A 24206-nucleotide genomic window follows, 5' to 3' on the forward strand; every position below is an offset into this window, starting at 1 on the left:
CGATCCCCTGAAAAGAGCGCGGGCTCAGATCAAGGCTCAGCCCTGCCGCGACGATTTGTAGACGTTGACGCCGAGATCGCGAATCTTCTTGCGTAGCGTGTTGCGGTTCAATCCCAGCAATTCCGCGGCCTTGATCTGGTTGCCGCGGGTTGCCGTCATCGAGGCTAGGACGAGCGGATATTCGACCTCGGCCAGAATGCGCTGGTAGAGGCCGGCGGGAGGCAATTCGCCGGCAAAGGAGGCGAAATAGCGCTGCAGAAAATGCTCGGCCGCCTGGCCGATCGACAGGTCGTCGGGAATGAGGTTGCCGCCGCCCGGCACTACCGGACGTTCGCCGGTCTTGAGTTCGGCTTCGATGATCTCGGCGGAAATCTCGTCCTGCGAATAGAGCGCAGCGAGCCTGCGAACCAGGTTTTCCAGTTCGCGCACATTGCCAGGCCATGGATAGCGCTTCATCAACTCGATGCCGCCAGAAGAAATGCGCTTGGTCTGCAGGCCTTCCATCTCGCCGAGCTTGAAGAAGTGCCGGACGAGATCCGGCACATCCTCGGAGCGCTCGCGCAGCGCCGGCAACCGGAGCGGCACGACGTTGAGGCGATAGAACAGATCCTCGCGGAACAGCCCCTGGTTAATCAGCGTGCGCAGATCCTTGTTGGTAGCGGCGACGATGCGCACGTCGGTCTTGATCGGCGTGCGTCCGCCAACCGTCGTGTATTCGCCCTGCTGGAGCACGCGCAGCAGGCGTGTCTGCGCCTCCATCGGCATGTCGCCGATCTCGTCGAGGAACAAAGTACCGCCTTCAGCCTGCTCGAAGCGCCCGGTCGAGCGGTTCTGCGCGCCGGTGAAGGCACCCTTCTCGTGACCGAACAGTTCCGATTCGATCAGGTCGCGCGGGATCGCCGCCATATTGATGGCGACGAAGGGGCCGCCGCGACGGCGGCCATATTCATGCAGCGCGCGCGCCACCAGCTCCTTGCCGGTGCCGGATTCGCCCGAGATCATCACCGTCAGGTCGGTCTGCATCATGCGCGCCAGCATGCGGTAGATGTCCTGCATGGCGGCCGAGCGGCCGACCAGCGGCATCGCGTCGGGCTGTTCTTCCGGCCTCGGATCGATCTTCGGCCGACGCGGCTCGGAAAGCGCCCGGTTGACGATGTTGAGCAGCTCGGTCAGGTCGAACGGCTTCGGCAGATATTCATAGGCGCCGGTTTCGGACGCGCGGATGGCCGTCATGAAGGTGTTCTGGGCGCTCATGACGATGACCGGCAGCTCCGGCCTCGCCTTCTTGATGCGCGGCAGCATGTCGAAAGCGTTTTCGTCCGGCATCACCACATCGGTGATGACCAGATCGCCCTCGCCCGCCGCCACCCAGCGCCAAAGCGTCGAAGCGTTGGATGTGACGCGCACCTCATGACCGGCGCGCGAAAGCGCCTGGTTGAGGACGGTACGGATCGCCGCGTCGTCGTCGGCGACGAGGATATTGCCGCGAACGGTCATTTGCGGTCTCCTTCACCGTCATCATCGGTGCCGTTTGGCGCTTCTTTCCAGGCCGGCATCAGGATGCGGAATGTGGTGCCGCGCGGCGTCGATTCGCATTCGATGATGCCGCCATGCTCGCCGACGATCTTGGCGACCAGCGCCAGCCCCAGTCCCGAGCCGTTCGGCTTGGTGGTGATGAACGGGTCGAACAGGATCGGCAAAATATCTTCCGAGACGCCGGAGCCGTTGTCGCGCACGCAAAATTCCAGCGGCAGCGATACGCGGTCCTGCGTGCCCGGAACGGAAACGCGGATACCCGGCCGGAATGCGGTCGACAGCACAATCTCGCCCTGCGGGTCGCTGCCGATCGCCTCAGCGGCGTTCTTGACCAGATTGAGGAACACCTGGATGAGCTGGTCGCGGTTGGCAAACACCGGAGGCAGAGAAGGATCATAGTCCTCCAATATCTTGATTCTCTTGGCAAAACCGTTCTTGGCAATCGCCTTCACATGGTCGAGCACGACATGGATGTTGACGGGGTAGCGGTCGATCGGCCGCTCGTCGGAAAACACCTCCATGCGATCGACCAGCGACACGATGCGGTCGGTCTCGTCGGTGATCAGCCGCGTCAGCGCACGGTCCTCGTCGGTAGCCGACAGTTCCAGCAACTGGGCAGCGCCGCGGATACCGGAGAGCGGGTTCTTGATCTCATGGGCAAGCATTGCCGCCAGGCCGGTGACCGAGCGTGCTGCGCCCCGATGCGTCATCTGCCGGTCGATCTTGTCGGCCATCGACCGTTCCTGGAACATCACCACCACCGAGCCCGGAAATTCCGGTACCGGCGCGACATAGAGATCGACGACCTTCTCGATGCCGAGGCGCGGCGACGACACGTCGACCCGATACTCGTTGACCGGGGCTCGGCGCTCGCGCACCTGGTCGACCAGCGTCAGCAGCGGGCTGCCGAAGGGAATGAGTTTTGACAGCGTGTTGCGGGCGAGCATGGTCGCGCTCGAACGAAAGAAGTCCTCCGCGTCAGCGTTGGCGAAGGTGATGAACCCCTCCTCGCTGATCATGATCACCGGGCGGCGGATGGTGTTGAGCACGATCTGGGCGGCATCCGTCATTTTAGCGCCTTGGCCGGCGGCGGCGTTCATGCGGCGCTCCGCAGGTTCAAAGGTTGCGGATCGCGCGAAAACACGTCGCGCAGCAAGGCGATGACGCGCGCTGGCTCGAATGCGGTCAGTATGGCCTTTCGGCTGTCGTCGGCGACGCCGCCGGCATGCCGATCAAGATACCACCCGAGATGCTTGCGCGCCTGGCGCAGGCCGCTCTCGGCGCCGTAGAGCACCAGCATGTCCTCGTAGTGGGCCACGATGTAGTCGGCGAGCGCCGTCGGGTTCTGTGGAATATTTGGCGTCGCTTCACCTTTCGCTGCGGACGCAATGCCACCTGCGATCCAGGGCGCGCCATAATGGGCACGGCCGATCATCACGGCGTCGGCACCCGATTGATCGAGAATGTCGGCCGCTTCCGTCGGCGAAGAGACGTCACCATTGGCGACGACCGGGATGGACACGGCTTCCTTGACGCGGGCGATGGCGCGCCAGTCGGCTTTGCCCTGATAGAACTGGCAGCGCGTTCGGCCGTGCACGGTCACCATGCTGACGCCGGCCTGCTCGGCGCGGCGCGCCAGCATCGGCGCGTTGAGCGCGCCTTCGTCCCAGCCAAGCCGCATCTTGACCGTCACCGGCACCTCGACCGCGCCGACAACGGCGTCGATCAGCGACAGCGCGTGGTCGAGATCCAGCATCAATGCCGAACCGGCATAACCGCCTGTGACCTTTTTGGCCGGGCAGCCCATGTTGATGTCGATAATGTCGGCCCCCTCACCGGCTGCGATCCTGGCACCTTCGGCCATGTGCAGCGCCTCACAGCCTGCAAGCTGAACCATATGGACGGGCAGGCCGGAGTGGCGTATGCGCAGGTTGAAACCGGCCCTGCCCTTGGCGAGTTCCCCGCTGGCAACCATTTCGGACACGACCAGGCCCGCTCCATGCGCGTGGGCACGCTGCCGGAACGGCTCGTCCGTAATTCCCGACATCGGCGCGAGGAACACGCGATTGCGGAGTCTCACACCGCCGACATCAAGCGGCGCGGCCAATTTGGTCAAGTTAACCATGCACAAAAACCAAGCATCTTCATTCGCTGCACATTCTCTAGCCATATCGGCCGCGATGTGCAACGCGGAATGACGCCACATTAAGGCGCAATTGGGAAAATACTGGCCTTCGGCTTTGGCCGCGACCGAGGCGCCGCGCGTTCTTGAGACGCGCAAAGAGGCTTTGGAATTTCATAGTTAGCGCACGATCTTTCCGAAAACCGATTACACTTTTCGGGATCGTGCGCTAGGACCAAACGGGCATGACTGACGCAAGTGAAAATCACGTTTCGAGTGAGGATGGCAAGGTCGCGGTGGTGATCGTTGCGGCCGGCCGTGGCGCGCGCGCCGGACAGGCCAACGGACCGAAGCAATATCAACACATTGGCGGCTTTGCCGTCATCGCGCACACGCTGGACATTTTTCTGGCCCACCCGCGGACCGGCGAGATCGTCGTCGCCATTCATGCCGACGACCATGAACTGTTCCGGCAGGCGGCGGGCGTCAACGCCGAGCGTGTCACCGCCGTTATCGGCGGGGCAACCAGGCAGGAATCCGTCCGCCTCGGCCTGCTTGCCCTAAGAGGCCACGCGCCGGGGCAGGTTCTGATCCATGATGCCGTCCGCCCGTTTGTCGATGCGGACCTGATAGATCGTACCATCGCCGCCATCGGCGAGCGCGAGGGCGCATTGCCCGCTTTGCCCGTCGCCGACACGCTGAAGCGCGAATCGGCCTCCGGCGTGGTTGGCGAAACCGTTTCGCGCAGCGGGCTTCACGCGGCGCAAACGCCACAGGGCTTTCCGTTCTGGCCCATTCTTGCCGCACACGAGAAAGCCCATCATCTGGGAAAAATGGATTTTACCGATGACGCCGCGATCGCCGAATGGGCGCATATTCCGGTCAAGATCGTTCCGGGCTCGCCCGACAATGTCAAACTCACCTGGGCACGGGATATTGCGATGGCGGACCAGCGGCTTTCCGGCGAACGCGTGCGCTTTCCCGACATCCGTACCGGCAATGGCTACGACGTCCACGCCTTCGAGCCCGGCGACCATGTCACCCTGTGTGGCGTCGCCATTGCGCACGACAAGAAACTGTCGGGCCATTCAGACGCCGATGTCGGTCTGCACGCCTTGACCGATGCGCTGCTGGCGACTTGCGGCGCCGGCGACATCGGCACGCATTTTCCGCCGTCCGACCCGCAATGGAAAGGCGCTGCGTCGCGGATCTTCGTCGAGCATGCGGCAGGGCTGGTGCGCGAGCGCGGCGGCCGCATCGCCAATGCCGATATCACGCTGATCTGCGAAGCGCCGCGCGTCGGCCCGCATCGCGAGGCGATGACGGCAGCCCTGTCGCAGATGCTGGCAATTTCCGCGGACCGCATCTCGATCAAGGCGACAACCAACGAAAAGCTCGGCTTTGTCGGGCGCGAGGAAGGCATTGCGGCCATCGCCACCGCCAGCGTGGTGTTTCCCGGCGAGGTGCCGGAATGAACAACAATGAGCTGGCGAACGCCCTGCTGCAAGCCTGCCGAAAACGCGGCATCATGCTGGCGACCGCGGAAAGCTGCACCGGCGGCATGATCATCGCCGCCCTTACCGACATCGCCGGCTCCTCCGCCGTGGTCGATCGCGGCTTCATCACCTATTCCAACGAAGCCAAGATGGACATGCTCGGTGTTTCCGCCGCCACGCTCGAGGCGCATGGCGCGGTTTCACGCGAGACTGCGATCGAAATGGCGACAGGCGCGCTTGCCCGTTCGCGCGCCGGGCTGACCCTGGCGGTCACCGGCATCGCCGGGCCCGGCGGCGGTTCCACGGAAAAACCGGTCGGCCTGGTGTGGTTCGGGGTCGGCCTGGACGGCCAGGCCGTGATAGCCGAACACAGGCTGTTTGCCGACAAGGGTCGCGACTTCATCCGCAGGGAAACCGTACGGCACGCATTGGAACTGGGGTTGCGTGCGCTTGGCCGGCCTCAGGCCGAGGGTGCCGCACCGTAGATGACGTCGGCGCGCTTCTCGAAAGCCTCCGCGAACATGCGGAAGGCACGATCGAACATGGTCCCCATGACCGCGCCCAGAATACGGCTCTTGAACTCGTAGTCGATGAAGAAGCGGACGGCGCAACCGGCGCCGTCGGGTTCGAAACGCCAGACATTGCTCAAATATTTGAACGGGCCGTCGATGTATTTCACGTCGATGGTGCTCTCGTCGGGCTTCAGCAGCACCTGCGTTGTAAAGGTTTCGCGGATCGCCTTGTAGCCGATGCTCATGTCGGCAAGGAGAACGGTACGCCCGTCACGCTCCTTGCGCGAGCGAACCGTCAGCGCTTCGCAAAGCGGCAGGAATTGCGGATAGGATTCAACATCGGCAACCAAAGCGAACATCTGCTCGGGTGTATGGGATACGCGTCGGGTGGCTTCGAATTTTGGCATGAAACCAGCTGATTAAGCCGATTTCTTGAGAATCGCTTCCCGTGCCGCGCGCAGCCGGGCGAAATCATCGCCCGCATGATGCGACGAGCGCGTCAGCGGGCTCGATGCCACCAGCAGGAAACCCTTGGTCCGGCCGATCGTCTCGAAGGACTTGAATTCCTCCGGCGTGACGAAACGGATCACCGGATGGTGCTTCTTGGACGGCTGCAAATACTGGCCGATGGTCATGAAGTCGACATTGGCGGACCGTAGATCGTCCATCAACTGCAGGATTTCATTCCGCTCTTCGCCCAGCCCCACCATGATGCCGGACTTGGTGAAGATCGACGGATCAAGCTCCTTGACCCGCTGCAACAGCCGGATCGAATGGAAATAGCGGGCGCCCGGACGAACCGTCAGATAGTTCGACGGTACGGTTTCGAGATTATGGTTGAAGACGTCGGGCTTGGCCGCCACGACGATCTCCAGCGCGCCTTCCTTGCGCAGGAAGTCGGGCGTCAGGATTTCGATCGTGGTCGACGGCGTTGCCGCCCGAATGGCGCGGATGACCTCGGCGAAATGCTGCGCACCGCCATCGGCAAGATCGTCGCGGTCGACCGAGGTGATGACGACATGGGTCAGGCCCATCTGCTTGACGGCATGCGCGACGCGGGCCGGCTCATCGGCATCAAGTGCTGTCGGAATGCCGGTGGCGACGTTGCAGAACGCGCAGGCGCGCGTGCAAATCTCGCCCATGATCATGAAGGTGGCGTGCTTCTTTTCCCAGCACTCGCCGATGTTGGGGCAGCCGGCCTCTTCGCAGACCGTCACCAGCTTGTGCGACTTCACGATTTCGCGCGTTTCGGCATAGCCCTTCGACATCGGCGCTTTGACGCGGATCCAGTCGGGCTTGCGCAGCACATCCTGATCAGGCTTGTGCGCCTTTTCCGGATGCCGCAAGCGCGGGGCGTTGGCGATCGTATCGAGGACAGTGACCATCGGGAAACCTGGTTTCATTCGCGACCGCCAGTCAGGCGTTCGCCGTGTTCATCTAAGACTTTTCAACGCAAAGAAAAAGGCCGCTGCGGCGCATGCCGCAACAGCCTTTTTCTCATAGCGGTTCTTCAGCGGTATTAACGACGCACCAGGCGTCCGGCCCAGATCAGCAGGCAGGCGCCGATAAAGCCGGTGATCAGATAGGCAATCCAGCCAACCCCGAACGGGCCGAAATTGAGAGCCTGCAGAATGGCGTTCAGCACGACCGCGCCAACGATACCCATAACAATGTTCATGAAGATGCCGGTGTTGCTCTTCATGAACATTTCGGCGAACCAGCCTGCCAGACCGCCGATAATGATGGCTGCTATCCAGCCGACGCCATTCAGGTGCATATGCCGTCTCCTTGTGTGATGGAAGAAAGTGCATCCGCAAACGAAGTACCTTGCCGCCGGGTTCCATCTGTAGCAGCGCTTTCAATCTATCACGCGTTGAGCGCGCGGCCATAGGCGTCGAGCACGCTTTCCTTCATCATCTCCGACAGCGTCGGGTGCGGGAAGATGGTGTGCATCAGCTCTTCCTCGGTTGTTTCGAGGTTCATCGCCACGACAAAGCCCTGGATCAGTTCGGTCACTTCGGCGCCGACCATGTGGGCGCCGAGCAATTGACCGGTCTTCTTGTCGAAGATGGTCTTGATGAAACCCTGATCCTCGCCGAGCGCAATAGCCTTGCCATTGGCGGCGAACTGGAAGCGCCCGACGCGGATTTCCTTGCCCTCGGCCTTGGCCTTCGCTTCGGTCAGACCAACAGAGGCGACCTGCGGGTTGCAGTAGGTGCAGCCGGGGATCTTGAGCTTGTCGATGGCATGCACGCCGGGAAAGTTCGCGATCTTTTCGACGCACACCACGCCTTCATGCTCGGCCTTGTGGGCAAGCATGGGCGGACCGGCGACATCGCCGATGGCGTAGATGCCCGGCACGTTGGTCTTGCCGTAGCCGTCAACGACGACGCAGCCACGTTCGGTCTTCACGCCGAGCGCCTCGAGCCCGAGGCCCTCGATGTTGCCCTGCACGCCGACGGCCGAGATCATCCGATCGGCGGTGATCTTCTCGACCTTGCCATCCTTCATCTCGACATGCGCGGTGACCGAGTTCGTGCCCTTCTCGACCTTGGTCACCTTGGCTTCGAGGATGATCTTCATGCCTTGCTTCTCGAACTGCTTTTGCGCGAATTTCGAGACTTCAGCATCCTCGACCGGCATCACCGCCGGCAACAACTCGACCACCGTCACGTCGGCGCCCATGGTGCGGTAGAAGGAGGCGAATTCGATGCCGATGGCGCCTGACCCCATGACCAGCAGCGATTTCGGCATCTCCTTCGGTACCATGGCCTCAAAATAGGTCCAGATCAGCTTGCCGTCCGGCTCGATGCCGGGCAGCGCGCGCGGCCGGGCGCCGGTCGCCAGGATGATGTGCTTGGCGGTGTAGGTGCCCTCGCCCTTGACGCCTTTCGGCACAGGCGGCTGCGGCTCCATCGGCTTCTTGGCCGTCTTCGACACGACGATCTCACCTGGCTTCAAAAGCTTGGCTTCGCCCCAGATGACGTCGACCTTGTTCTTCTTCATCAGGAAGGCAACGCCACCGTTGAGGCGCAACGAGACCTTTCGCGAGCGGTCGACCACGGCAGCCGTGTCGACGCTGACCTTGCCGTCCAGCTTCAGCCCGTAATCCTTCAGATGATCCGAATAATGCATGATCTCGGCCGAGCGCAGCAGCGCCTTGGTCGGGATGCAGCCCCAGTTGAGGCATATGCCGCCGAGATGCTCGCGCTCGACGATCGCCGTCTTGAAGCCGAGCTGGGCGGAACGCACAGCCGTGACGTAGCCGCCAGGGCCGGAGCCGATGATGATGACGTCATAGTTCTCAGCCACGGTCTTCTCCTTCACAATTCCAGCATGACGCGCACGACTGGTGTCAGCGCCTCGCCTATGTTTCGTGTGTTTTCGGCATCGAGGTGGACACCGTCGAGCGGGGTGGTCGCTGCCACGCTGCCGGCGTCGAAGAAGCCGCAGCCAGCCTCATCGGCAAGGGCGGCATAGAGCGGCGCCAGCCGGGTCGAAGCGTCGTCGCCGCCGGCAAACATTTCCTTGAATTCGGCATTGTCGGTGCGGCTGACCACAGGCGGCGACACGATCAGGATCTGCGGCGCCGGCCATTCGAACGGGTAGTCATGGCCACGCACGATGTCGATCAGACGCTGGATACCTTGCTTGGCCGCGACCGGATTGCCGTGGATCCACGGCTTCATGTCGTTGGCACCGAGCATGATGACAATCAGGTCGATTGGAGCATGCGTCGTCAGGATCGTCGGCAGCAGCCTGGCGCCGTTGCGATCGGCGCCAGCCAGATGGTCGTCGAAGGCGGTGGTGCGGCCATTGAGGCCTTCGGCGATGACTTCGACGCCACTGCCGAGCCCGGCCTCCAGTACGCTCGGCCAGCGGTCTTCCAGCGCGTGGCGTCCGCCTTCGGCATTGTAGCCCCAGGTCAGCGAGTCGCCGTAGCAAAGAACCGTCTTCATGCGCCCACCTGTGCCTTGATCGAACCGCTTCCCACCCGCCAGCGCACGAACAGCCAGTGAACCAGCACAGTGGCCAGGTTCGGCTGTGCAACCATGCCGCCGGCGAATCCGGAAATGATGAAAGCGAAGAGGCTGGTGAAGACTGTCCGCACCGTCCTCTCCCTTCCTAGACCAGCATGCCCATCGGGTTCTCGATCAGGCGCTTGAAGGCGACCAGCAGTTCGGCGCCGAGCGCACCGTCGACAGCACGATGGTCGGTCGACAGCGTCACCGACATCACGGTGGCGATTTTGATCTCGCCGTTCTTGACCACCGCCCGCTCCTCACCGGCACCGACGGCCAGGATGGTCGCATGCGGCGGGTTGATGACGGCGGCAAAATCCTTGATGCCGAACATGCCGAGGTTGGACACCGCCGTGGTGCCGCCCTGGTATTCTTCCGGCTTCAGCTTGCGGCTGCGCGCTCGGCTGGCCAGATCCTTCATCTCGTTGGAGATGGTGGACAGCGTCTTTTCGTCGGCATGCCGAATGATCGGCGTGATCAGCCCGCCAGGGATCGACACGGCAACGCCGACATCGGCATGCTTGTGCTTGACCATGGCGGTTTCGGTCCATGACGCATTGGCATCCGGCACTGCCTTCAGCGCCATGGCCATGGCCTTGATCACCATATCGTTGACCGACAGCTTGTAGGCCGGAGCCTCGCCCTTGTCGGTCTTCTTCACCGGAGCCGCCGCATTGATCTGCGTGCGCAGCGCCAGCAGCGCATCGAGCTCGCAATCAAGCGTCAGGTAGAAATGCGGAATGGTGGTCTTGGCCTCGACCAGGCGCCGCGCAATGGTCTTGCGCATGTTGTCATGCGGCACGAGGTCGTAGGAGCCCTGTTCGAACAGTTTCAGCACCTGATCGTCCGACATCGCCTTTACCGCAGGCGCAGGAGCAGGAGCGCCGGCCGGAGCCTTGGCTGCGGGTGCTGCCTTGGCGCCACCGCCGGCAATCGCGGCATCGACATCGGCCTTCACCACACGGCCATGCGGGCCGGTGCCGGTCACACCGGACACATCGACGCCGGCCTCCTTGGCGATGCGGCGTGCAAGCGGCGAGGCGAAAGTGCGCTCACCAGCAGCATGACCATTGCCGGCTGGAGCCGCCTCGGCGTTCGGAGCGGCTGCGGCAGCAGGTTCTGCCTTCGGTGCCTCGGCCTTGGCCGCTTCAGCCTTGGGCGCTTCAGCCTTCGGCGCTTCGGCTTTCGGTGGCGCACCGCCACCGCTTTTCGCGGCAGCGCCTGCATCCTCACCTTCAGCAGCAAGCACCGCGATCAGCGCGTTGACCTTGACGCCCTCTGTGCCGGCGGGAACGACGAGCTTGGCGACCGTCCCCTCATCGACAGCCTCGACTTCCATCGTCGCCTTGTCGGTCTCGATCTCGGCGATGACATCGCCCGGCGAAACCTTGTCGCCCTCTTTCACAAGCCACTTGGACAGATTGCCCTCTTCCATCGTGGGCGACAGGGCCGGCATGGTGATGTTGATTGGCATGTTGTCCTCCCGCCCGGTTCAGCGATACGTGACGGCTTTGACCGCCTCGATGACCTCGCCGACATTCGGCAAAGCCAGTTTTTCGAGGTTGGCCGCGTAGGGCATCGGCACATCCTTGCCGGCGATGGTGATTACAGGCGCATCGAGGAAATCGAAGGCGCGCTGCGACACCTGGTTGGCGATGTGATCGCCGACCGAGCTTTGCGGATAGCCCTCCTCCACCACGACCAGCCGGTTGGTCTTCTTGACCGAGGCGATGATGGTGTCGAGGTCAAGCGGACGGATCGTGCGCAAATCGATGATCTCGGCATCGATGCCCATGCCGCGCAATTCTGCCTCGGCTTTGACCGCATAGGTCATGCCGATGCCGAACGAGACGATGGTAACGTCCTTGCCGGTCTTGTGAATACGCGCCTTGCCGATCGGCAGCACGAAATCATCCAGCTTCGGCACGTCGAAGGACTGGCCGTAAAGGATTTCGTTCTCGAGGAAGATGATCGGATTGGGATCGCGGATTGCAGCCTTGAGCAGGCCCTTGGCGTCGGCCGCCGTGTAGGGCATCACCACTTTCAGGCCCGGAATGTGGCTGTACCAGGCGGCATAGCACTGTGAGTGCTGGGCGGCGACGCGTGCGGCGGCACCGTTCGGTCCACGGAACACGATCGGCGCGCCCATCTGGCCGCCCGACATATAGAGCGTCTTGGCGGCGGAGTTGATGATCTGGTCGATCGCCTGCATGGCGAAGTTGAAGGTCATGAACTCGACGATCGGCTTCAGGCCGGCCATCGCCGCACCGACGCCGACGCCGGCAAAGCCATGCTCGGTGATCGGCGTGTCGACGACGCGGCGCGGCCCGAACTCCTGCAGCAGCCCTTGCGTGATCTTGTAGGCGCCCTGGTATTCGGCGACCTCCTCGCCCATGACAAAAACATCGCCGTCGCGGCGCATTTCCTCGGCCATCGCATCGCGCAGCGCTTCACGCACCGTGGTCGAGACCATCTCCGTGCCAGCCGGAATGTCCGGATCGGCGGCGATTTCCGTCTTTGGTGCAGCAGCGACCGGTGCGGCGGCAGGCTTTGCTGCCTCCGCCTTGTCCTCGGCGGCGGCCGGAGCCTCTGCGTTTGCAGGTGCTTCCGCCTTGGCGGGAGCCGCGGCCTTGCCGATATCCCCGGCACTTTCGCCGTCCTGAAGCAAAACGGCGATCGGCGTGTTGACCTTGACGCCCTCGGTGCCAGCGGCGATCAGGATCTTGCCCAGCGTGCCTTCATCGACGGCCTCGACTTCCATTGTCGCCTTATCGGTCTCGATTTCGGCGATCACGTCGCCGGCGACGACCTTGTCGCCCTCGTTCTTCAACCACTTGGAAAGATTGCCCTCTTCCATGGTCGGCGAGAGAGCGGGCATGAGAATTTCGATCGGCATGTCCTTGCCCTCCCGTTACAATACGATATCGGTCCAGAGTTCGGACGGATCCGGCTCTGCATCGTTCTGGGCAAATTCGGCGGCGTCGGCGACGATGTCGCGGACCTCCTTGTCGATGGTCTTGAGCTCGTCTTCGGTCGCCCACTTCTTCTCGATCAGCCGCGCCTTGACCTGTTCGATCGGGTCATGGTCGGAGCGCATCTTCTGCACTTCTTCCTTCGAGCGGTATTTTGCCGGATCGGACATCGAGTGGCCGCGGTAGCGGTAGGTCTGCATTTCGAGAATGATCGGTCCGTTGCCGGCGCGGCACCATTCAGTCGCCTGGTCACCGGCGGCCTTAACGGCGCGGACGTCCATGCCATCGACCTGGATGCCGGGAATCTTGAACGAAGCGCCACGGTGCGAAAAATTGGTTTCCGCCGAAGAGCGCGACACCGAGGTGCCCATGGCATAGCGGTTGTTCTCGATGATGTAGATCACCGGCAGCTTCCACAGCGAGGCCATGTTGAAGCTTTCATAGACCTGGCCCTGGTTGGCCGCGCCGTCGCCGAAATAAGTCAGCGAGACATTGTTGTTGTCGCGGTAGCGGTTGGCGAAGGCCAAGCCCGTGCCGAGCGACACCTGGGCGCCGACGATGCCGTGACCGCCGTAAAAGTGCTTTTCCTTGGAGAACATGTGCATGGAGCCGCCCTTGCCCCGCGACAGGCCGCCGCGACGCCCGGTCAGCTCGGCCATGACGCCGCGCGGCGACAGCTCCATCGCCAACATGTGGCCGTGGTCGCGATAAGCGGTGATCATCTGGTCGCCGTCGATCAGCGCCATCTTCATGCCGGTGACGACCGCTTCCTGGCCGATATAAAGGTGGCAGAAGCCGCCGATGAAACCCATGCCATAAAGCTGGCCGGCCTTTTCCTCGAAGCGGCGGATGAGCAGCATGTGCCGGTAGGCGGCAAGCTCTTCGTCCCTGGTGAATTCGGCAGGCTTGGGTGCGGAAAGCCCCGATTTGCCGTCGGATTTGGATTTGGCAGGCGCTTTTCTGGCGGCGGTGGCCATGCATCACTCCCTGTTGGCGTCTCTTTGCGGACATTAGAGCAGGATGAAATCTGCTCTGGGGAGATCAGCTCCTCCCCACCGATTTCAGGGAGGCTAACACGCGTCAGAGCGTTGCGCCATGCCGAATTTGCATAGCTGGCATGCGCCTAAGCGTTTAAAATCATTGAAAATATTGGCGATTAACTTGAAATAAGTTATTTCGCTGAGGTCGGCAACATAATGGTGATTTCGTCAGCCTGGGACAGATTGAGTGCCTTGCGCGCCTGCTCATCGAGCATGTCCTTCTCGAGCGTGCCTTCATGCATCAGTCGAACGCGGCGCTCAAGTTCCATGCGGCGCGCCTTGATCGCATCGAGCTGGCCCTGCAGCACAACCGTCTGGGCTTCCAGCTGATATTTCGAGTAGATGCCGAATTCGCCGTGATAGGCATGAAAGCCGAAATAGGCCAGGAACGCCACGCAAAGCGAGGGAATGATCAGCCGGCCGGTGTTTCTCTGCTTGTGCTGACGCGTCCACATCGCCCGATTCCTCTAGAGCATGATGCCGAAAAGTGGGAAGCGGTTTTCGGACGACCTAATGCTCTATCTCTTTGATTTAGAGTCGGATTCAGATTTCGGGTCGAACAGACCTGAAATCATCCGGCTCTAGGCCGCGAACTCAGGCGGCTCGCGATCTTTTTCGCCCGATTGTGCTTAACGGACGGTTACAGGCGACCTGTTTGGCGGCGCCGAAACGAAAAAGGGCGGGAATGCTCCCGCCCTTTTGTCCGGTATCGATGAGCCGGTGTTTCCGGATCAGCCCTTGACCACCGACTTGCCGGCGTAGCTTGCCTGCTTGCCGAGTTCTTCCTCAATGCGGATCAGCTGGTTGTACTTGGCCATACGGTCCGAGCGCGACAGCGAGCCGGTCTTGATCTGTCCGCAATTGGTGGCGACGGCGAGATCGGCAATGGTCGAATCCTCGGTTTCGCCCGAGCGGTGCGACATGACGGCGGTGTAGCCGGCCTTGTGCGCGGTCTCGACGGCGTCGAGCGTTTCCGTCAGCGAGCCGATCTGGTTGACCTTGACCAGGATCGAATTGGCAACGCCCATGCGGATGCCGTCGCGCAGCCGCGCCGTATTGGTGACGAACAGGTCGTCACCGACCAGCTGCGTCTTCTTGCCAATCAGGTCGGTCAGATACTTCCAGCCTTCCCAATCGTCCTCGGCCAGGCCGTCTTCGATCGAGATGATCGGATAGTCGGCGGCAAGCTTGGCCAGGTATTTGGCCTGCGCCTTGGGGTCACGCGTCTTCTTCTCGCCCTCATAGACGTAGTTCCCGTCCTTGAAGAATTCGGTCGCCGCGCAATCGAGGCCGAGCGCAATTTCCTCGCCCGGCTTGAAGCCGGCCTGCTCGATCGATTCCATGATGAAATCGAGAGCCACCGGCGCGCTCTTCAGGTTCGGGGCGAAGCCGCCCTCGTCGCCGACATTAGTGTTGTGGCCGGCATCCTTCAGCTTCTTGCGCAGCGTGTGGAAGATTTCCGAACCCCAGCGCACCCCTTCGCGCAGCGTCGGCGCACCGATCGGCAGGATCATGAACTCCTGGAAGTCGATCGGGTTGTCGGCATGCGCGCCGCCATTGATGATGTTCATCATCGGCACCGGCAGGACATGCGCCTTGGTGCCGCCGACATAACGGTAGAGCGGCAGACCCGAAGCATCGGCCGCGGCCTTGGCCACCGCCAGCGACACGCCGAGAATGGCGTTGGCGCCGAGCCGGCTCTTGTTGGGTGTGCCGTCAAGCTCGATCATGGTCTGGTCGATATGGATCTGGTTTTCGGCTTCCATGCCGCCGATCGCCTCGAACAGCTCGCCGTTCACCGCTTCGACCGCCTTGAGCACACCCTTGCCGAGATAGCGGGCGCCGCCGTCGCGCAGTTCAACGGCCTCGTGGGCACCGGTCGAGGCGCCCGACGGCACCGCCGCGCGGCCCATCGAGCCGTCTTCGAGAATGACATCGACCTCGACGGTCGGATTTCCACGGCTGTCCAGGATTTCACGCCCGACAATGTCGATGATGGCGGTCATTTGCGATGTCCTCGATTGATCTGATGAATGCCGCACGTCTTAGCCAAAGCGCCGCAAAAGGCAATCGGCCGGCCGGCAATTATTGCCGCGGCATCAGCCCAAAGCGCGGCGCGTTTAAAACGGATTCAGTCGCGACGCTTCAGGTTTTGTTTTCAAGCATGTCGTTCTCCCAAAACCGGGACTACTTTTGGGCGACATGGATCAGGCGATTCACGAAGCGCAAATCGCTGTCATCATAAGTCATGTACGATCAGCCGGCTTCCGGTTAAGGTGCAGCGCGCGGGGCGAAACAGGAGGAGTTTCGCCATGTCCCAGTTGAGTGGTATCGTGAGTCTGTTCCTGATCGCGGCGGCCTTTCTGACGTCATGCGACAATCGGCAGTCGCCGTCCAAGGCGATAGTCCCTTTGCACATCAGCGAGTAGCTGCTGCATCAAACCAAAAAATGGCCCCGTCGCAACGGGGCCATTTTTGGTTTTGGGCTGTCAGTGCCAGTAAGGCGTGACTTTGTAGTATTCGTAGGATGCGTCGCGAGCGGTCTCGCCATTCGCGTCGGTCAGTTCGTTGATCGAATAGGCGGGTGCCGCCTTCAACTGCTCCTTGGAAAACGGCACGACATAGCCGCCCATGTCCTCATCATAGTCGAGGCTGGCCCACGGAATGGCGTGATATTTCTCGCCGATGCCGAGGAAGCCGCCAAAACCGATCACCGCGAACATAATGCCGTTCGCCATCTTGTCGAGCATTACATCCTCGATGCTGCCGATGCTCGTACCTTCGGTGTTGTAGACCGATGTGCCGATGACTCGCGAAGCGGCGATGGCTTGGGTGTGGCCTGTCTGGGTTGTCATGATTGTGCTCCTCACAGTCGTTGAACCATACTTGGACAATGAGGGGCGCAGGCGAAGGTTCCCGACTTTTTCGGCGTCGACCGATCACTCCGCGACGACGAAGGTGACCTTCATATTGACGCGATAAGCAACAATCTTGCCGTCTTGGACGACGATCTTCTGGTCCTGGATCCAGGCGCCCTCGACGTTCTTCGGGGTTTTGGGTGCGCGCGCAATTCCCTGTTCGATGGCGTCCTGAAAGAAAGCTCTTCTTCGATGACGATGTGATTTCGGTGCCGCGGGGACAGACATCGCTCCTGCTGCCAAAACGCTCATTTGCCGGTCGAGCGTACAGGCGGCTTGCGCCTCCACAAGCGTCGGCGGTCGACAGAGGATATGTCCGGGCTAGAGACCCTTGGCGATGCGGTCGAATGCCATCAGCCGATCGAGCAGGGCAGGCATGTCCTTCAGCGGCAGCATGTTCGGGCCGTCGGAAGAGGTCGAATTGTCAGGATCCTGATGGGTCTCGATGAACACGCCGGCGACGCCGACAGCGACGGCCGCGCGCGCCAGCGTCTCGACAAAGCGGCGCTCGCCGCCCGAGGAGCCCCCCTGCCCGCCCGGCTGCTGCACCGAATGGGTAGCATCGAAGATCACCGGCGCGCCGATCTCGGCCATGATGGGAAGAGCGCGCATGTCGGAGACCAGCGTGTTGTAGCCGAAAGAGGCGCCGCGCTCGGTGGTCAGCACATTGGCGTTGCCGGAACCGGTGATCTTGGCGACGACGTTCTTCATGTCCCAGGGAGCAAGGAACTGTCCCTTCTTCACGTTGATGACCTTGCCGGTTTTCGCCGCGGCGACCAGCATGTCGGTCTGGCGCGACAGGAAAGCCGGAATCTGCAGGACATCGACATGCGGCGCGACGATGGCGCACTGCTCCTCGGTGTGGACATCGGTCAGCACGGGGAGCGAAAATTCCTTGCGCAGTTCGTCGAAGACGGGAAGAGCCGCGTCCATGCCGGCGCCGCGCGTCGCCGACAGCGAGGTGCGGTTGGCCTTGTCGTAGCTGGTCTTGTAGACGAGGCCTATGCCGAGCCTGCCGGTCAGTTCCTTCAGCGCGCCGGCCATGTCGAAGGCATGCTGGCGCGATTCAAACTGGCACGGGCCGGCGATCAGGGACAAAGCCGCCTTGTTGTCGAAGACGACATTGCCGACGGTTACAGACGAATTGGGCGCCATCGAACTGGACGCTTGCGGCTTGCTCATGGGATCTCCCGGAAGATGAAAGCCGCGCCCTGTCCGGGTGCGGGCCGCACGACAATATCATTGCCCGTTATATCGTATTGGACGGAATTGGCTGCAAGCAGCCTCGATGTCACATCGGCGTTCCGAACCGAAAAGACCACCGCTGCGAAGCGCAGATCTGTCGGCGCGCCGGCCGGCAGGCCAAAGCGCGCGGTGAAAGCCGCGCGGTCGAGCACGCTCAAATCTGCATTCGGCAAGGGAAACATGCCGCCCTGCCTGTCGGCGGCCGGATCATCCACCGCCACGGAAATCAGCCCATGCTGCTTACCAGGCGCATCGCTGACCGCCAAGATCTCGACAATTCCGGTCGCGCCGTTGGCGTGGGCCTGCAAAGCCGTGCGGTCAACATCAGGCGCGTTGACGCGCTCGCAGGCAAACAGAAAGGCGTCCGTGGCTTCGGCTCCGGCTGCGAAGGCGAGCTTGAACGATGCGGTGTCGCTTTTGCCGGCCGGGTCGGTGAAGGCGCGCGAAAAACCCAGCATTTCTCCCGCCGAGACGCCGGCATCGACATAGCGTCCATGGTCGGCATCGGCATTGCCCGTACCTAGAACAATGGCGGAAAATCCCTCGTCGCCGTTGCCGTCGCGATAGGCGCGATCACGCGTGACGAAGACATTGCCGTCTGCGATAGCCTTTGTCGCCACCTGTTCGTCGCCGACCGCCAGCGGTTCGAGATAGGGGCCGTCGGCCAGGAAAACACAGCAGTTTTCCGTTCCGAAGGGATGGATGCCGGTCGGGGCCACGACGAAGCCAAGCGCGGCGAGCCGGGCTCGCGCCACCTCAAGGCTCTGCGTCGGCAGCACCAGGTGATCGAGCGGATGAGTGCCAGTGGTGGTTCGGGTCATGCAGCCGCGATGTGCATCATTCCGCAAATCGGTTCAAGACTTGATCGCAATCCCGGCCAGTTCGCCCGCCAGTTCACCGGACGTGGAAAAGGCACCAACTGGTACAAGGCCTCAATCAGCTTCCGGCAACGACATCGGCGGAATAGCGCAGTTCGCGCATCGGTTTGACCTTGCTGGTGGTCTGCGCATAGAGCGGGTGCGCCTTGTAGGCGGCCAGCGCGGCGTCATCGGCGAACTCCGCATAGACGACCACGTCGACTTCATCCGACATCGGATCGACCTTGGTGTTGAGCGTGACCTCGAACAGGCTGGAATGGGGAATCTCGCCGAGCGCCAGCAGGCCGGTGCGCACGGCCTCGACATCCTCTTTACGCCGCGCGCTGAAGAAAACGATATGCCGGATCAACGCCGCCTCCTCGATCAAAAATGCCGGGGTTCTTTTGTGACGGCAGGACTGTGGCGTCAATCGACAAGGATGTCGCGGGTGCCGATCGTTCGAATGGATGCTAGATCTGGCCGGTGATGGATCGCACGACGTGCGAGACACCCCTCACGGTGGCGTCGAGATACCGGCCCTCACGGTACATGCCGTCCCAGATCAGGAAGAACGCGATGGCGGCGATGACGATTACATAACGCATGGCTAAATCTATCGCACAAGCAAGGGAGCAGCCATAGGCGTTTTCGGCGCGCACGGCCTTTGCTGTGCAAAAGGCGGATCCACGCCAACGAGAGCAATCCGCTTGGCACAGCCCCGCTTGCAGCCTGCCTCTTGAAGTTCCCCCTGATGACGTGGAAGATTGTCGCAGGGATTCACTGGGAAGTGCTGAAGCTCCGGTTAAGGGGCACGCGCTTTCGTTCGACCCGCCCGCCGCCGAACCGGTCAGCTACCGGATCAAGGCAACGGCGTTCGGACCTGGCGAATGATCCAAGAGAACCGCGGGTCGGCAATTTGCGCCGGCACCGCGGAAATCCAGGGGCATGAGATGGCACAAAAGGAACATTTTGGCGTAGCGTTGAGCGATGCGATCCGGCTCGACGAATTCAATTTCGCCGAGATCGTCAGGGGTTTGCCGGCGAAGGCGCGCATGGTGCTGTCGGCGGCGATGAACCTGCCGCGCGGGTCGCTCAAGGTCAGGATGCCGGATGGCCGCGCCGTCCTCGTCGGCGGCAAAGGACCTGGCCCAGACGCCGAACTGGTGCTCAAGAACTGGCGCTTGCCCGGCCGCGCCTTTTCCGGCGGCACGATCGGCGTTGCCGAATCCTATATGGACGGCGATTGGGAAAGCCCCGACGTGACCAGCTTCCTGGAACTGTTCGTGGTCAATTCGGTCATTGGGGAGCGTATCGCGGGCGGCACCAGTTGGCTGATCAACACCGTCCAGCGCATTCGCCACTGGTTCAACCAGAACACGCGCACCGGCTCGAAGCGCAACATCTCGGCGCATTACGACCTCGGCAACGCCTTCTACAAGGAATGGCTCGATCCGAGCATGACCTATTCCTCGGCGCTCTACGCGACCGGCGCCAACGACCTGGAAAGCGCCCAGGCCGCCAAATATCGCGCCCTGGCCAAGGATATAGGAATCGGCCCGAAGGACCACGTGCTGGAAATCGGCTGCGGCTGGGGCGGCTTCGCCGAATTCGCGGCGCGCGAGATCGGCTGCCGGGTGACCGGGCTGACGATCAGCCGCGAGCAGCACGACTTCGCCACGGCACGCATCGTCAAGGCCGGGCTTGCCGACAAGGTTGACATCAAGCTGCAGGATTATCGCGACGAAACCGGCACCTATGACCGCATCGCCTCGATCGAGATGTTCGAAGCGGTCGGCGAGAAATACTGGCCCGTGTTCTTCAGCAAGATGAAGGCCTGCCTGAAGCCCGGCGGCACCGCCGGCCTGCAGATCATCACCATCAACGAAGCTTCTTACGACACGTATCGCGCAAGGCCGGATTTCATCCAGCGCTACGTGTTCCCTGGTGGCATGCTGCCGACGCCGTCGATCCTGAAGGCACTGGGCAAGGATCACGGCCTCGCCCATCTGCGCGAGCGCGTGTTTCCGGACGACTACGCGCGCACGCTCGCCGAATGGCGCCTGCGGTTCTGGGCGTCATGGGAGAAGATCGTCCCGCTCGGCTTCGACGACCGCTTCAAGAAGCTGTGGGAATTCTACCTGCACTATTGCGAGGCCGGATTCCGCGCCAGCTACATCGACGTGCGCCAGGTGGTCTACAAGGCGTAGGCCGACACGCCTTTCGATTTCATTGCCGCCGACCAGCCTATGTCGAGCATGATCTCGACATCGCCGCGCGATCGCCGTCAAAAAGTCCGATCGCGAAGCAGGATGCCGCGCAGGACGGACGAATCGGAAATCACCTGATGCGCAAACGGACGATCTTCTTCGGCGTCATGGTTGTCGCTGCGGCGGGCATCTGGCTCAACAACACGTCTCTGTTGTCGAGCCGCCCCGCCGGCAGCCCGGAGGTGCTTGCCCATCGCGGCCTTGCCCAGGACTACGCTCGCGCAGGCATGACAGGAGAGACCTGTACGGCCAGTCGCATGTTGCCGCCGCGCCATCCCTACCTCGAAAACACGATCCCCTCGATGGAGGCCGCCTTCGCACTGGGAGCGGATGCGCTCGAACTGGATATTCACCCGACGACAGACGGCAAGTTCGCCGTCTTCCACGATTGGATGCTCGATTGCCGCACCGAAGGCAAGGGAGAAACACGCAGCCATTCCATGGCCGAGTTGAAGACGCTCGATGTCGGCTATGGCTACACGGCCGATGGCGGCAAGAGTTTTCCATTTCGCGGCAAGGGTATCGGCATGATGCCGTCGCTGGATGAGGTTGTGACGCATTTCCCGGCCCACCGCTTCAACGTCAACGTCAAGAGCAACGATCCGGGCGAAGGCGAGAAGCTGGCCGCCTGGCTTGCCAGGCTGGCGCCTGTGGAGCGCGACTATCTGTCGGTCTATGGCGGCGACAAGCCGATTGCCGCAATCAAGACCGCGCTGCCGGACATGCATACGCTAAGCCGCGCGTCGCTGACGCAATGCATCCTGCGCTATGCCGCGTTTGGCTGGAGTGGCTACGTTCCAGATGCCTGCCGCAAAGGCACCTTGCTCATCCCCGTCAACATCGCGAAATGGATGTGGGGTTGGCCGAACCGGTTTCTCGATCGCATGCAGGGCGTCGATAGCCGCGTCTACCTGCTCGGCCCCTATTCCGGCGGCGACTTTTCGCAAGGGGTCGACGATCCCGAACTAATCGAGCAGCTGCCGGACGGCTATTCCGGCGGCATTTCCACGGATGCGCTGGATCTCGTCTTGCCTGACATCAAGGAGCGGTTCGCGCCGCGGGCTGAATCCACGCCATAAGGCCTGGACTCGAGCCGACCCGAACCACCCTTCAGAGAAGGATGCGGTATTTCGCGAATCCTGCCTCGCCCTCGCCCGCCGGTTCGATCTTCAGCGATTTCACCTGCGCAATGAAATCCTTCGCCTTGGCGCCGGTTTCGAACACGGCGCTGGTTCCAGGCAGCGGCGCGAACGACCAGTTGCCGTCCGCCGACGGGTTGATCGTGCCTTCGCTGACGATATAACGGACGATGACGTCGCGATTGGTGTCCGGCGCTTCATAGATAATCTTCGAGGCATTGATGTCGGGGAAATTGCCGCCGCCACCGGCCCGGTAGTTGTTGGTCGCGACGACGAATTTCTGTTTGGGATCAATCGCTTTTCCATCGAAACTCAGGTCGACAATGCGATTGGCGCCAGCGTTAGCCGGCCCGCCCTTGGCATCGTATTTCGACGGCTGCGACAGGTCTATTTTATAGGTCACACCGTCGATGACGTCGAAATTGTAGGATGGGAAGTCGGTGTTGATAAGGGCCTGATCGGCCTTCCCTGGCTCGATCCGGTTGAAGATGCCGGCCGACATTTCCAGCCATTCCTTGACCTGCGCCCCGGTGATTTCGACCGCACGCACGGTGTTGGGATAGAGGTAGAGGTCGGCAACGTTCTTGATGGCGATGTCGCCGGCCGGCACGTCGGTATAGTAGTCGGCGCCGTTGCGCCCACCGGCCTTGAACGGAGCGGCGGCCGACAGCAGCGGCAAATCCTTCCATTGCGTGTTCTTGAGAATGTCTTTGAGGTACCAGGTCTGCGCCTGGCTGACGACCTGCACCGACGGGTCGTCAGCGACCAGCGCGAAATAGGAATAGAGCGGCGCGGAGGTCTTGCCGACAGGACGCCGCACATAGGCCAGCGTCGCCTGGTGGTCCTGTTCGAGCGCCGCGATGATGCGCTTGTCGTCCGGGACAGTCGGTTTGTTCTTGTTGTCGACGCGTTCGAAGATCGGCCGCGCCTCGGAAGTAGCTGAAACGACCTTCCATTTCGACCCGTCGCGTTCCAGCATCAGGTCGATCAGCCCCATATGCGAGCCCCAGAAGCCGCCCATGACGGCGGGTTTGCCCTGCAGCGTGCCTTTTTGCGTGTCGACACCATCGAGCGACTGGAAATCCTTCTTGCCCGGAAACACCAGATGCTGGTGACCGGTGAACACCGCGTCGATGCCGTCGACACCGGCGACGAAGAACGAGGCGTTCTCCATCGTGTCGCCCTGCTTCACGTCGATGCCGGAATGCGACAGCGCAATGACGATGTCGGCGCCTTCCTCCTTCATCTGCGGCACCCAGGCCTTGGCCGCCTCGACTATGTCGCGTGTCTTGACGTTGCCTTCCAGATTTTTCAGATCCCAGACCATGATCTGCGGCGGCACGAAGCCGATGATGCCGATCCTGATCGGCTGCTCGGCGCCCGAGCCATCCTTGATCTTCTTGTCGAGGATGACATAGGGCTTCAGATAGAGCTTGTCGTCGCGCGGGTTCGCGGCAAGCTCGGTACCCCGGATCAAATTGGCGCAGACGAAGGGAAAATTGGCACCGGCCAGTACCTTGTCCAGGAACGACAGGCCGTAGTTGAACTCGTGATTGCCCAGCGTCGAGCACTCGTAGCCGAGCAGGTTCATGCCTTTCATGATCGGATGCAGGTCGCCGTCCTTCAGCCCCCTCTCATAGGCGATGTAGTCGCCCATCGGATTGCCTTGCAGCAGGTCGCCATTGTCGATCAGCATCGAATTGATGGCTTCCTTGCACACTGCGTCGATCAGGGAAGCCGTGCGCGACAGGCCCATCGTATCGTTCGCTTTGTCGGCGTAGTAATCGTAAGGCAGCACGTTCACATGGATGTCGGTGGTCTCCATGATCCGCAGATGCGCCTGGTTACCTTGAGCCCTGGCCGAGAAGGGATGCAGCATGATCAGCGCCCCTGTGGCGGCGGCGCCCGCAAGGAGATCACGACGGGAGACGGGACGGAGCAGTTGCGACATGTTTTCTCCTTCGACAACCTGACAGGCCCTGCCCCGAAGCGAACTTCGCTCTGAAACCCGTTTAAGTCCATTCAACAAGTCGCGCGCATCAAGCCGCCACTCGATCAGCAACAGATGACGTGCGGATGA

At 61.9% G+C, this 24206-nt stretch carries 25 protein-coding genes and 1 pseudogene; 5 read left to right on the forward strand and 21 right to left on the reverse strand.

What is annotated here, in order from left to right:
* Positions 1-36 precede the first annotated feature (36 nt).
* The 3 genes from ntrC to dusB are packed head-to-tail and all read right to left on the reverse strand — an operon-like array spanning position 37 to position 3661.
* Positions 37-1497, reverse strand: coding sequence for a nitrogen regulation protein NR(I) (gene ntrC / locus LB558_RS29115; protein ID WP_224700677.1), 1461 nt, complete (start codon positions 1495-1497; stop codon positions 37-39).
* Positions 1494-2636 carry a two-component system sensor histidine kinase NtrB gene (locus LB558_RS29120; protein ID WP_224700678.1) on the reverse strand — a complete coding sequence of 381 codons (1143 nt, stop codon included), beginning with the start codon at positions 2634-2636 and terminating at the stop codon, positions 1494-1496. The genes ntrC and LB558_RS29120 overlap by 4 nt, the downstream gene beginning before the upstream one ends.
* Entirely contained in the window at positions 2633-3661 is a 1029-nt protein-coding gene (gene dusB / locus LB558_RS29125) for a tRNA dihydrouridine synthase DusB (RefSeq protein WP_224700679.1), read from the reverse strand. Before dusB ends, LB558_RS29120 begins: the two co-directional genes overlap by 4 nt.
* 242 nt (positions 3662-3903) lie before the next feature.
* Between dusB and LB558_RS29130 the strand changes: the two genes are divergently transcribed.
* Entirely contained in the window at positions 3904-5133 is a 1230-nt protein-coding gene (locus LB558_RS29130) for a bifunctional 2-C-methyl-D-erythritol 4-phosphate cytidylyltransferase/2-C-methyl-D-erythritol 2,4-cyclodiphosphate synthase (RefSeq protein WP_224700680.1), read from the forward strand.
* Positions 5130-5639: a CinA family protein gene (locus tag LB558_RS29135; RefSeq protein ID WP_224700681.1), complete on the forward strand. Its 510-nt coding sequence runs from the start codon at positions 5130-5132 to the stop codon at positions 5637-5639. The genes LB558_RS29130 and LB558_RS29135 overlap by 4 nt, the downstream gene beginning before the upstream one ends.
* Here LB558_RS29135 and LB558_RS29140 read toward each other — a convergent pair.
* From LB558_RS29140 to LB558_RS32980, 17 genes and pseudogenes are all read right to left on the reverse strand, one after another.
* Positions 5615-6073 (reverse strand): type II toxin-antitoxin system RatA family toxin, encoded by a 459-nt coding sequence (locus LB558_RS29140; protein ID WP_224700682.1) that lies wholly within the window; start codon positions 6071-6073, stop codon positions 5615-5617. The two genes, LB558_RS29135 and LB558_RS29140, sit on opposite strands and share 25 nt — an antisense overlap.
* Before the next feature lie 12 nt (positions 6074-6085).
* On the reverse strand, positions 6086-7051 hold the full coding sequence (gene lipA / locus LB558_RS29145; RefSeq protein ID WP_224700723.1) for a lipoyl synthase: 966 nt from the start codon (positions 7049-7051) through the stop codon (positions 6086-6088).
* A gap of 134 nt (positions 7052-7185) precedes the next feature.
* A complete protein-coding gene (locus LB558_RS29150) occupies positions 7186-7443 on the reverse strand; it encodes a GlsB/YeaQ/YmgE family stress response membrane protein (protein ID WP_023812036.1) in 258 nt (85 codons plus the stop codon).
* Positions 7444-7532: 89 nt separating this feature from the next.
* Entirely contained in the window at positions 7533-8978 is a 1446-nt protein-coding gene (gene lpdA / locus LB558_RS29155) for a dihydrolipoyl dehydrogenase (protein WP_224700683.1), read from the reverse strand.
* A gap of 11 nt (positions 8979-8989) precedes the next feature.
* Complete coding sequence (locus tag LB558_RS29160; RefSeq protein ID WP_224700684.1) at positions 8990-9625, reverse strand: SGNH/GDSL hydrolase family protein; 636 nt, start codon at positions 9623-9625, stop codon at positions 8990-8992.
* Positions 9622-9777 (reverse strand): hypothetical protein, encoded by a 156-nt coding sequence (locus LB558_RS29165; RefSeq protein WP_224700685.1) that lies wholly within the window; start codon positions 9775-9777, stop codon positions 9622-9624. Before LB558_RS29165 ends, LB558_RS29160 begins: the two co-directional genes overlap by 4 nt.
* 14 nt (positions 9778-9791) lie before the next feature.
* Entirely contained in the window at positions 9792-11162 is a 1371-nt protein-coding gene (locus LB558_RS29170; protein ID WP_224700686.1) for a pyruvate dehydrogenase complex dihydrolipoamide acetyltransferase, read from the reverse strand.
* Positions 11163-11180: 18 nt separating this feature from the next.
* On the reverse strand, positions 11181-12584 hold the full coding sequence (locus LB558_RS29175) for a pyruvate dehydrogenase complex E1 component subunit beta (protein WP_224700687.1): 1404 nt from the start codon (positions 12582-12584) through the stop codon (positions 11181-11183).
* Between the two features lie 15 nt (positions 12585-12599).
* Complete coding sequence (gene pdhA / locus LB558_RS29180) at positions 12600-13637, reverse strand: pyruvate dehydrogenase (acetyl-transferring) E1 component subunit alpha (RefSeq protein ID WP_183452669.1); 1038 nt, start codon at positions 13635-13637, stop codon at positions 12600-12602.
* A 194-nt stretch (positions 13638-13831) separates the two neighbouring features.
* Complete coding sequence (locus tag LB558_RS29185) at positions 13832-14155, reverse strand: FtsB family cell division protein (protein ID WP_224700688.1); 324 nt, start codon at positions 14153-14155, stop codon at positions 13832-13834.
* Between the two features lie 276 nt (positions 14156-14431).
* Positions 14432-15706, reverse strand: coding sequence for a phosphopyruvate hydratase (gene eno / locus LB558_RS29190; RefSeq protein WP_136622487.1), 1275 nt, complete (start codon positions 15704-15706; stop codon positions 14432-14434).
* A gap of 483 nt (positions 15707-16189) precedes the next feature.
* The gene (locus LB558_RS29195) at positions 16190-16555 is read right to left on the reverse strand and encodes a PRC-barrel domain-containing protein (protein WP_127260143.1); all 366 of its coding nucleotides are present in this window, start codon (positions 16553-16555) and stop codon (positions 16190-16192) included.
* Positions 16556-16639: 84 nt separating this feature from the next.
* Positions 16640-16823 (reverse strand): annotated as a pseudogene (locus LB558_RS29200) (dodecin family protein).
* 116 nt (positions 16824-16939) lie between these two features.
* Complete coding sequence (kdsA, locus tag LB558_RS29205; protein WP_224700690.1) at positions 16940-17800, reverse strand: 3-deoxy-8-phosphooctulonate synthase; 861 nt, start codon at positions 17798-17800, stop codon at positions 16940-16942.
* Complete coding sequence (locus LB558_RS29210) at positions 17797-18684, reverse strand: VOC family protein (RefSeq protein ID WP_224700691.1); 888 nt, start codon at positions 18682-18684, stop codon at positions 17797-17799. Before LB558_RS29210 ends, kdsA begins: the two co-directional genes overlap by 4 nt.
* Positions 18685-18799: 115 nt before the next feature.
* Positions 18800-19090 carry a Dabb family protein gene (locus LB558_RS29215; RefSeq protein WP_224700692.1) on the reverse strand — a complete coding sequence of 97 codons (291 nt, stop codon included), beginning with the start codon at positions 19088-19090 and terminating at the stop codon, positions 18800-18802.
* Positions 19091-19190: 100 nt separating this feature from the next.
* On the reverse strand, positions 19191-19325 hold the full coding sequence (locus tag LB558_RS32980) for a hypothetical protein (RefSeq protein WP_263495447.1): 135 nt from the start codon (positions 19323-19325) through the stop codon (positions 19191-19193).
* A 146-nt stretch (positions 19326-19471) separates the two neighbouring features.
* Between LB558_RS32980 and LB558_RS33270 the strand changes: the two genes are divergently transcribed.
* From LB558_RS33270 to LB558_RS29225, 3 genes are all read left to right on the forward strand, one after another.
* Complete coding sequence (locus LB558_RS33270) at positions 19472-19669, forward strand: hypothetical protein (RefSeq protein WP_412033506.1); 198 nt, start codon at positions 19472-19474, stop codon at positions 19667-19669.
* 1 nt (position 19670) lies between these two features.
* Positions 19671-20927: an SAM-dependent methyltransferase gene (locus LB558_RS29220; protein WP_224700693.1), complete on the forward strand. Its 1257-nt coding sequence runs from the start codon at positions 19671-19673 to the stop codon at positions 20925-20927.
* Positions 20928-21064: 137 nt separating this feature from the next.
* Entirely contained in the window at positions 21065-22066 is a 1002-nt protein-coding gene (locus LB558_RS29225; RefSeq protein WP_224700694.1) for a glycerophosphodiester phosphodiesterase family protein, read from the forward strand.
* A 31-nt stretch (positions 22067-22097) separates the two neighbouring features.
* Here the strand turns inward: LB558_RS29225 and LB558_RS29230 are convergent, their stop codons facing one another.
* The gene (locus LB558_RS29230) at positions 22098-24077 is read right to left on the reverse strand and encodes a bifunctional 2',3'-cyclic-nucleotide 2'-phosphodiesterase/3'-nucleotidase (RefSeq protein ID WP_224700695.1); all 1980 of its coding nucleotides are present in this window, start codon (positions 24075-24077) and stop codon (positions 22098-22100) included.
* Positions 24078-24206: the final 129 nt, after the last annotated feature.

This window comes from Mesorhizobium sp. CO1-1-8 (assembly GCF_020164875.1).
Lineage (GTDB): Bacteria > Pseudomonadota > Alphaproteobacteria > Rhizobiales > Rhizobiaceae > Mesorhizobium.

What these genes read in the sequence shown, in the direction of transcription:
- LB558_RS29120 (WP_224700678.1), bottom strand. Translation starts at nt 2,636, where the DNA reads ATGAACGCCGCCGCCGGCCAAGGCGCTAAAATGACGGATGCCGCCCAG.
- LB558_RS29135 (WP_224700681.1), top strand. Translation starts at nt 5,130, where the DNA reads ATGAACAACAATGAGCTGGCGAACGCCCTGCTGCAAGCCTGCCGAAAA.
- LB558_RS29140 (WP_224700682.1), bottom strand. Translation starts at nt 6,073, where the DNA reads ATGCCAAAATTCGAAGCCACCCGACGCGTATCCCATACACCCGAGCAG.
- LB558_RS29195 (WP_127260143.1), bottom strand. Translation starts at nt 16,555, where the DNA reads ATGACAACCCAGACAGGCCACACCCAAGCCATCGCCGCTTCGCGAGTC.
- kdsA (WP_224700690.1), bottom strand. Translation starts at nt 17,800, where the DNA reads ATGAGCAAGCCGCAAGCGTCCAGTTCGATGGCGCCCAATTCGTCTGTA.
- LB558_RS29230 (WP_224700695.1), bottom strand. Translation starts at nt 24,077, where the DNA reads ATGTCGCAACTGCTCCGTCCCGTCTCCCGTCGTGATCTCCTTGCGGGC.
- eno (WP_136622487.1), bottom strand. Translation starts at nt 15,706, where the DNA reads ATGACCGCCATCATCGACATTGTCGGGCGTGAAATCCTGGACAGCCGT.
- LB558_RS32980 (WP_263495447.1), bottom strand. Translation starts at nt 19,325, where the DNA reads ATGCGTTATGTAATCGTCATCGCCGCCATCGCGTTCTTCCTGATCTGG.
- LB558_RS29225 (WP_224700694.1), top strand. Translation starts at nt 21,065, where the DNA reads ATGCGCAAACGGACGATCTTCTTCGGCGTCATGGTTGTCGCTGCGGCG.
- LB558_RS29220 (WP_224700693.1), top strand. Translation starts at nt 19,671, where the DNA reads ATGGCACAAAAGGAACATTTTGGCGTAGCGTTGAGCGATGCGATCCGG.
- lipA (WP_224700723.1), bottom strand. Translation starts at nt 7,051, where the DNA reads ATGGTCACTGTCCTCGATACGATCGCCAACGCCCCGCGCTTGCGGCAT.
- dusB (WP_224700679.1), bottom strand. Translation starts at nt 3,661, where the DNA reads ATGGTTAACTTGACCAAATTGGCCGCGCCGCTTGATGTCGGCGGTGTG.
- LB558_RS29175 (WP_224700687.1), bottom strand. Translation starts at nt 12,584, where the DNA reads ATGCCGATCGAAATTCTCATGCCCGCTCTCTCGCCGACCATGGAAGAG.
- LB558_RS29130 (WP_224700680.1), top strand. Translation starts at nt 3,904, where the DNA reads ATGACTGACGCAAGTGAAAATCACGTTTCGAGTGAGGATGGCAAGGTC.
- LB558_RS29150 (WP_023812036.1), bottom strand. Translation starts at nt 7,443, where the DNA reads ATGCACCTGAATGGCGTCGGCTGGATAGCAGCCATCATTATCGGCGGT.
- LB558_RS29185 (WP_224700688.1), bottom strand. Translation starts at nt 14,155, where the DNA reads ATGTGGACGCGTCAGCACAAGCAGAGAAACACCGGCCGGCTGATCATT.
- LB558_RS33270 (WP_412033506.1), top strand. Translation starts at nt 19,472, where the DNA reads ATGACGTGGAAGATTGTCGCAGGGATTCACTGGGAAGTGCTGAAGCTC.
- ntrC (WP_224700677.1), bottom strand. Translation starts at nt 1,497, where the DNA reads ATGACCGTTCGCGGCAATATCCTCGTCGCCGACGACGACGCGGCGATC.
- LB558_RS29210 (WP_224700691.1), bottom strand. Translation starts at nt 18,684, where the DNA reads ATGACCCGAACCACCACTGGCACTCATCCGCTCGATCACCTGGTGCTG.
- LB558_RS29170 (WP_224700686.1), bottom strand. Translation starts at nt 11,162, where the DNA reads ATGCCAATCAACATCACCATGCCGGCCCTGTCGCCCACGATGGAAGAG.
- pdhA (WP_183452669.1), bottom strand. Translation starts at nt 13,637, where the DNA reads ATGGCCACCGCCGCCAGAAAAGCGCCTGCCAAATCCAAATCCGACGGC.
- LB558_RS29160 (WP_224700684.1), bottom strand. Translation starts at nt 9,625, where the DNA reads ATGAAGACGGTTCTTTGCTACGGCGACTCGCTGACCTGGGGCTACAAT.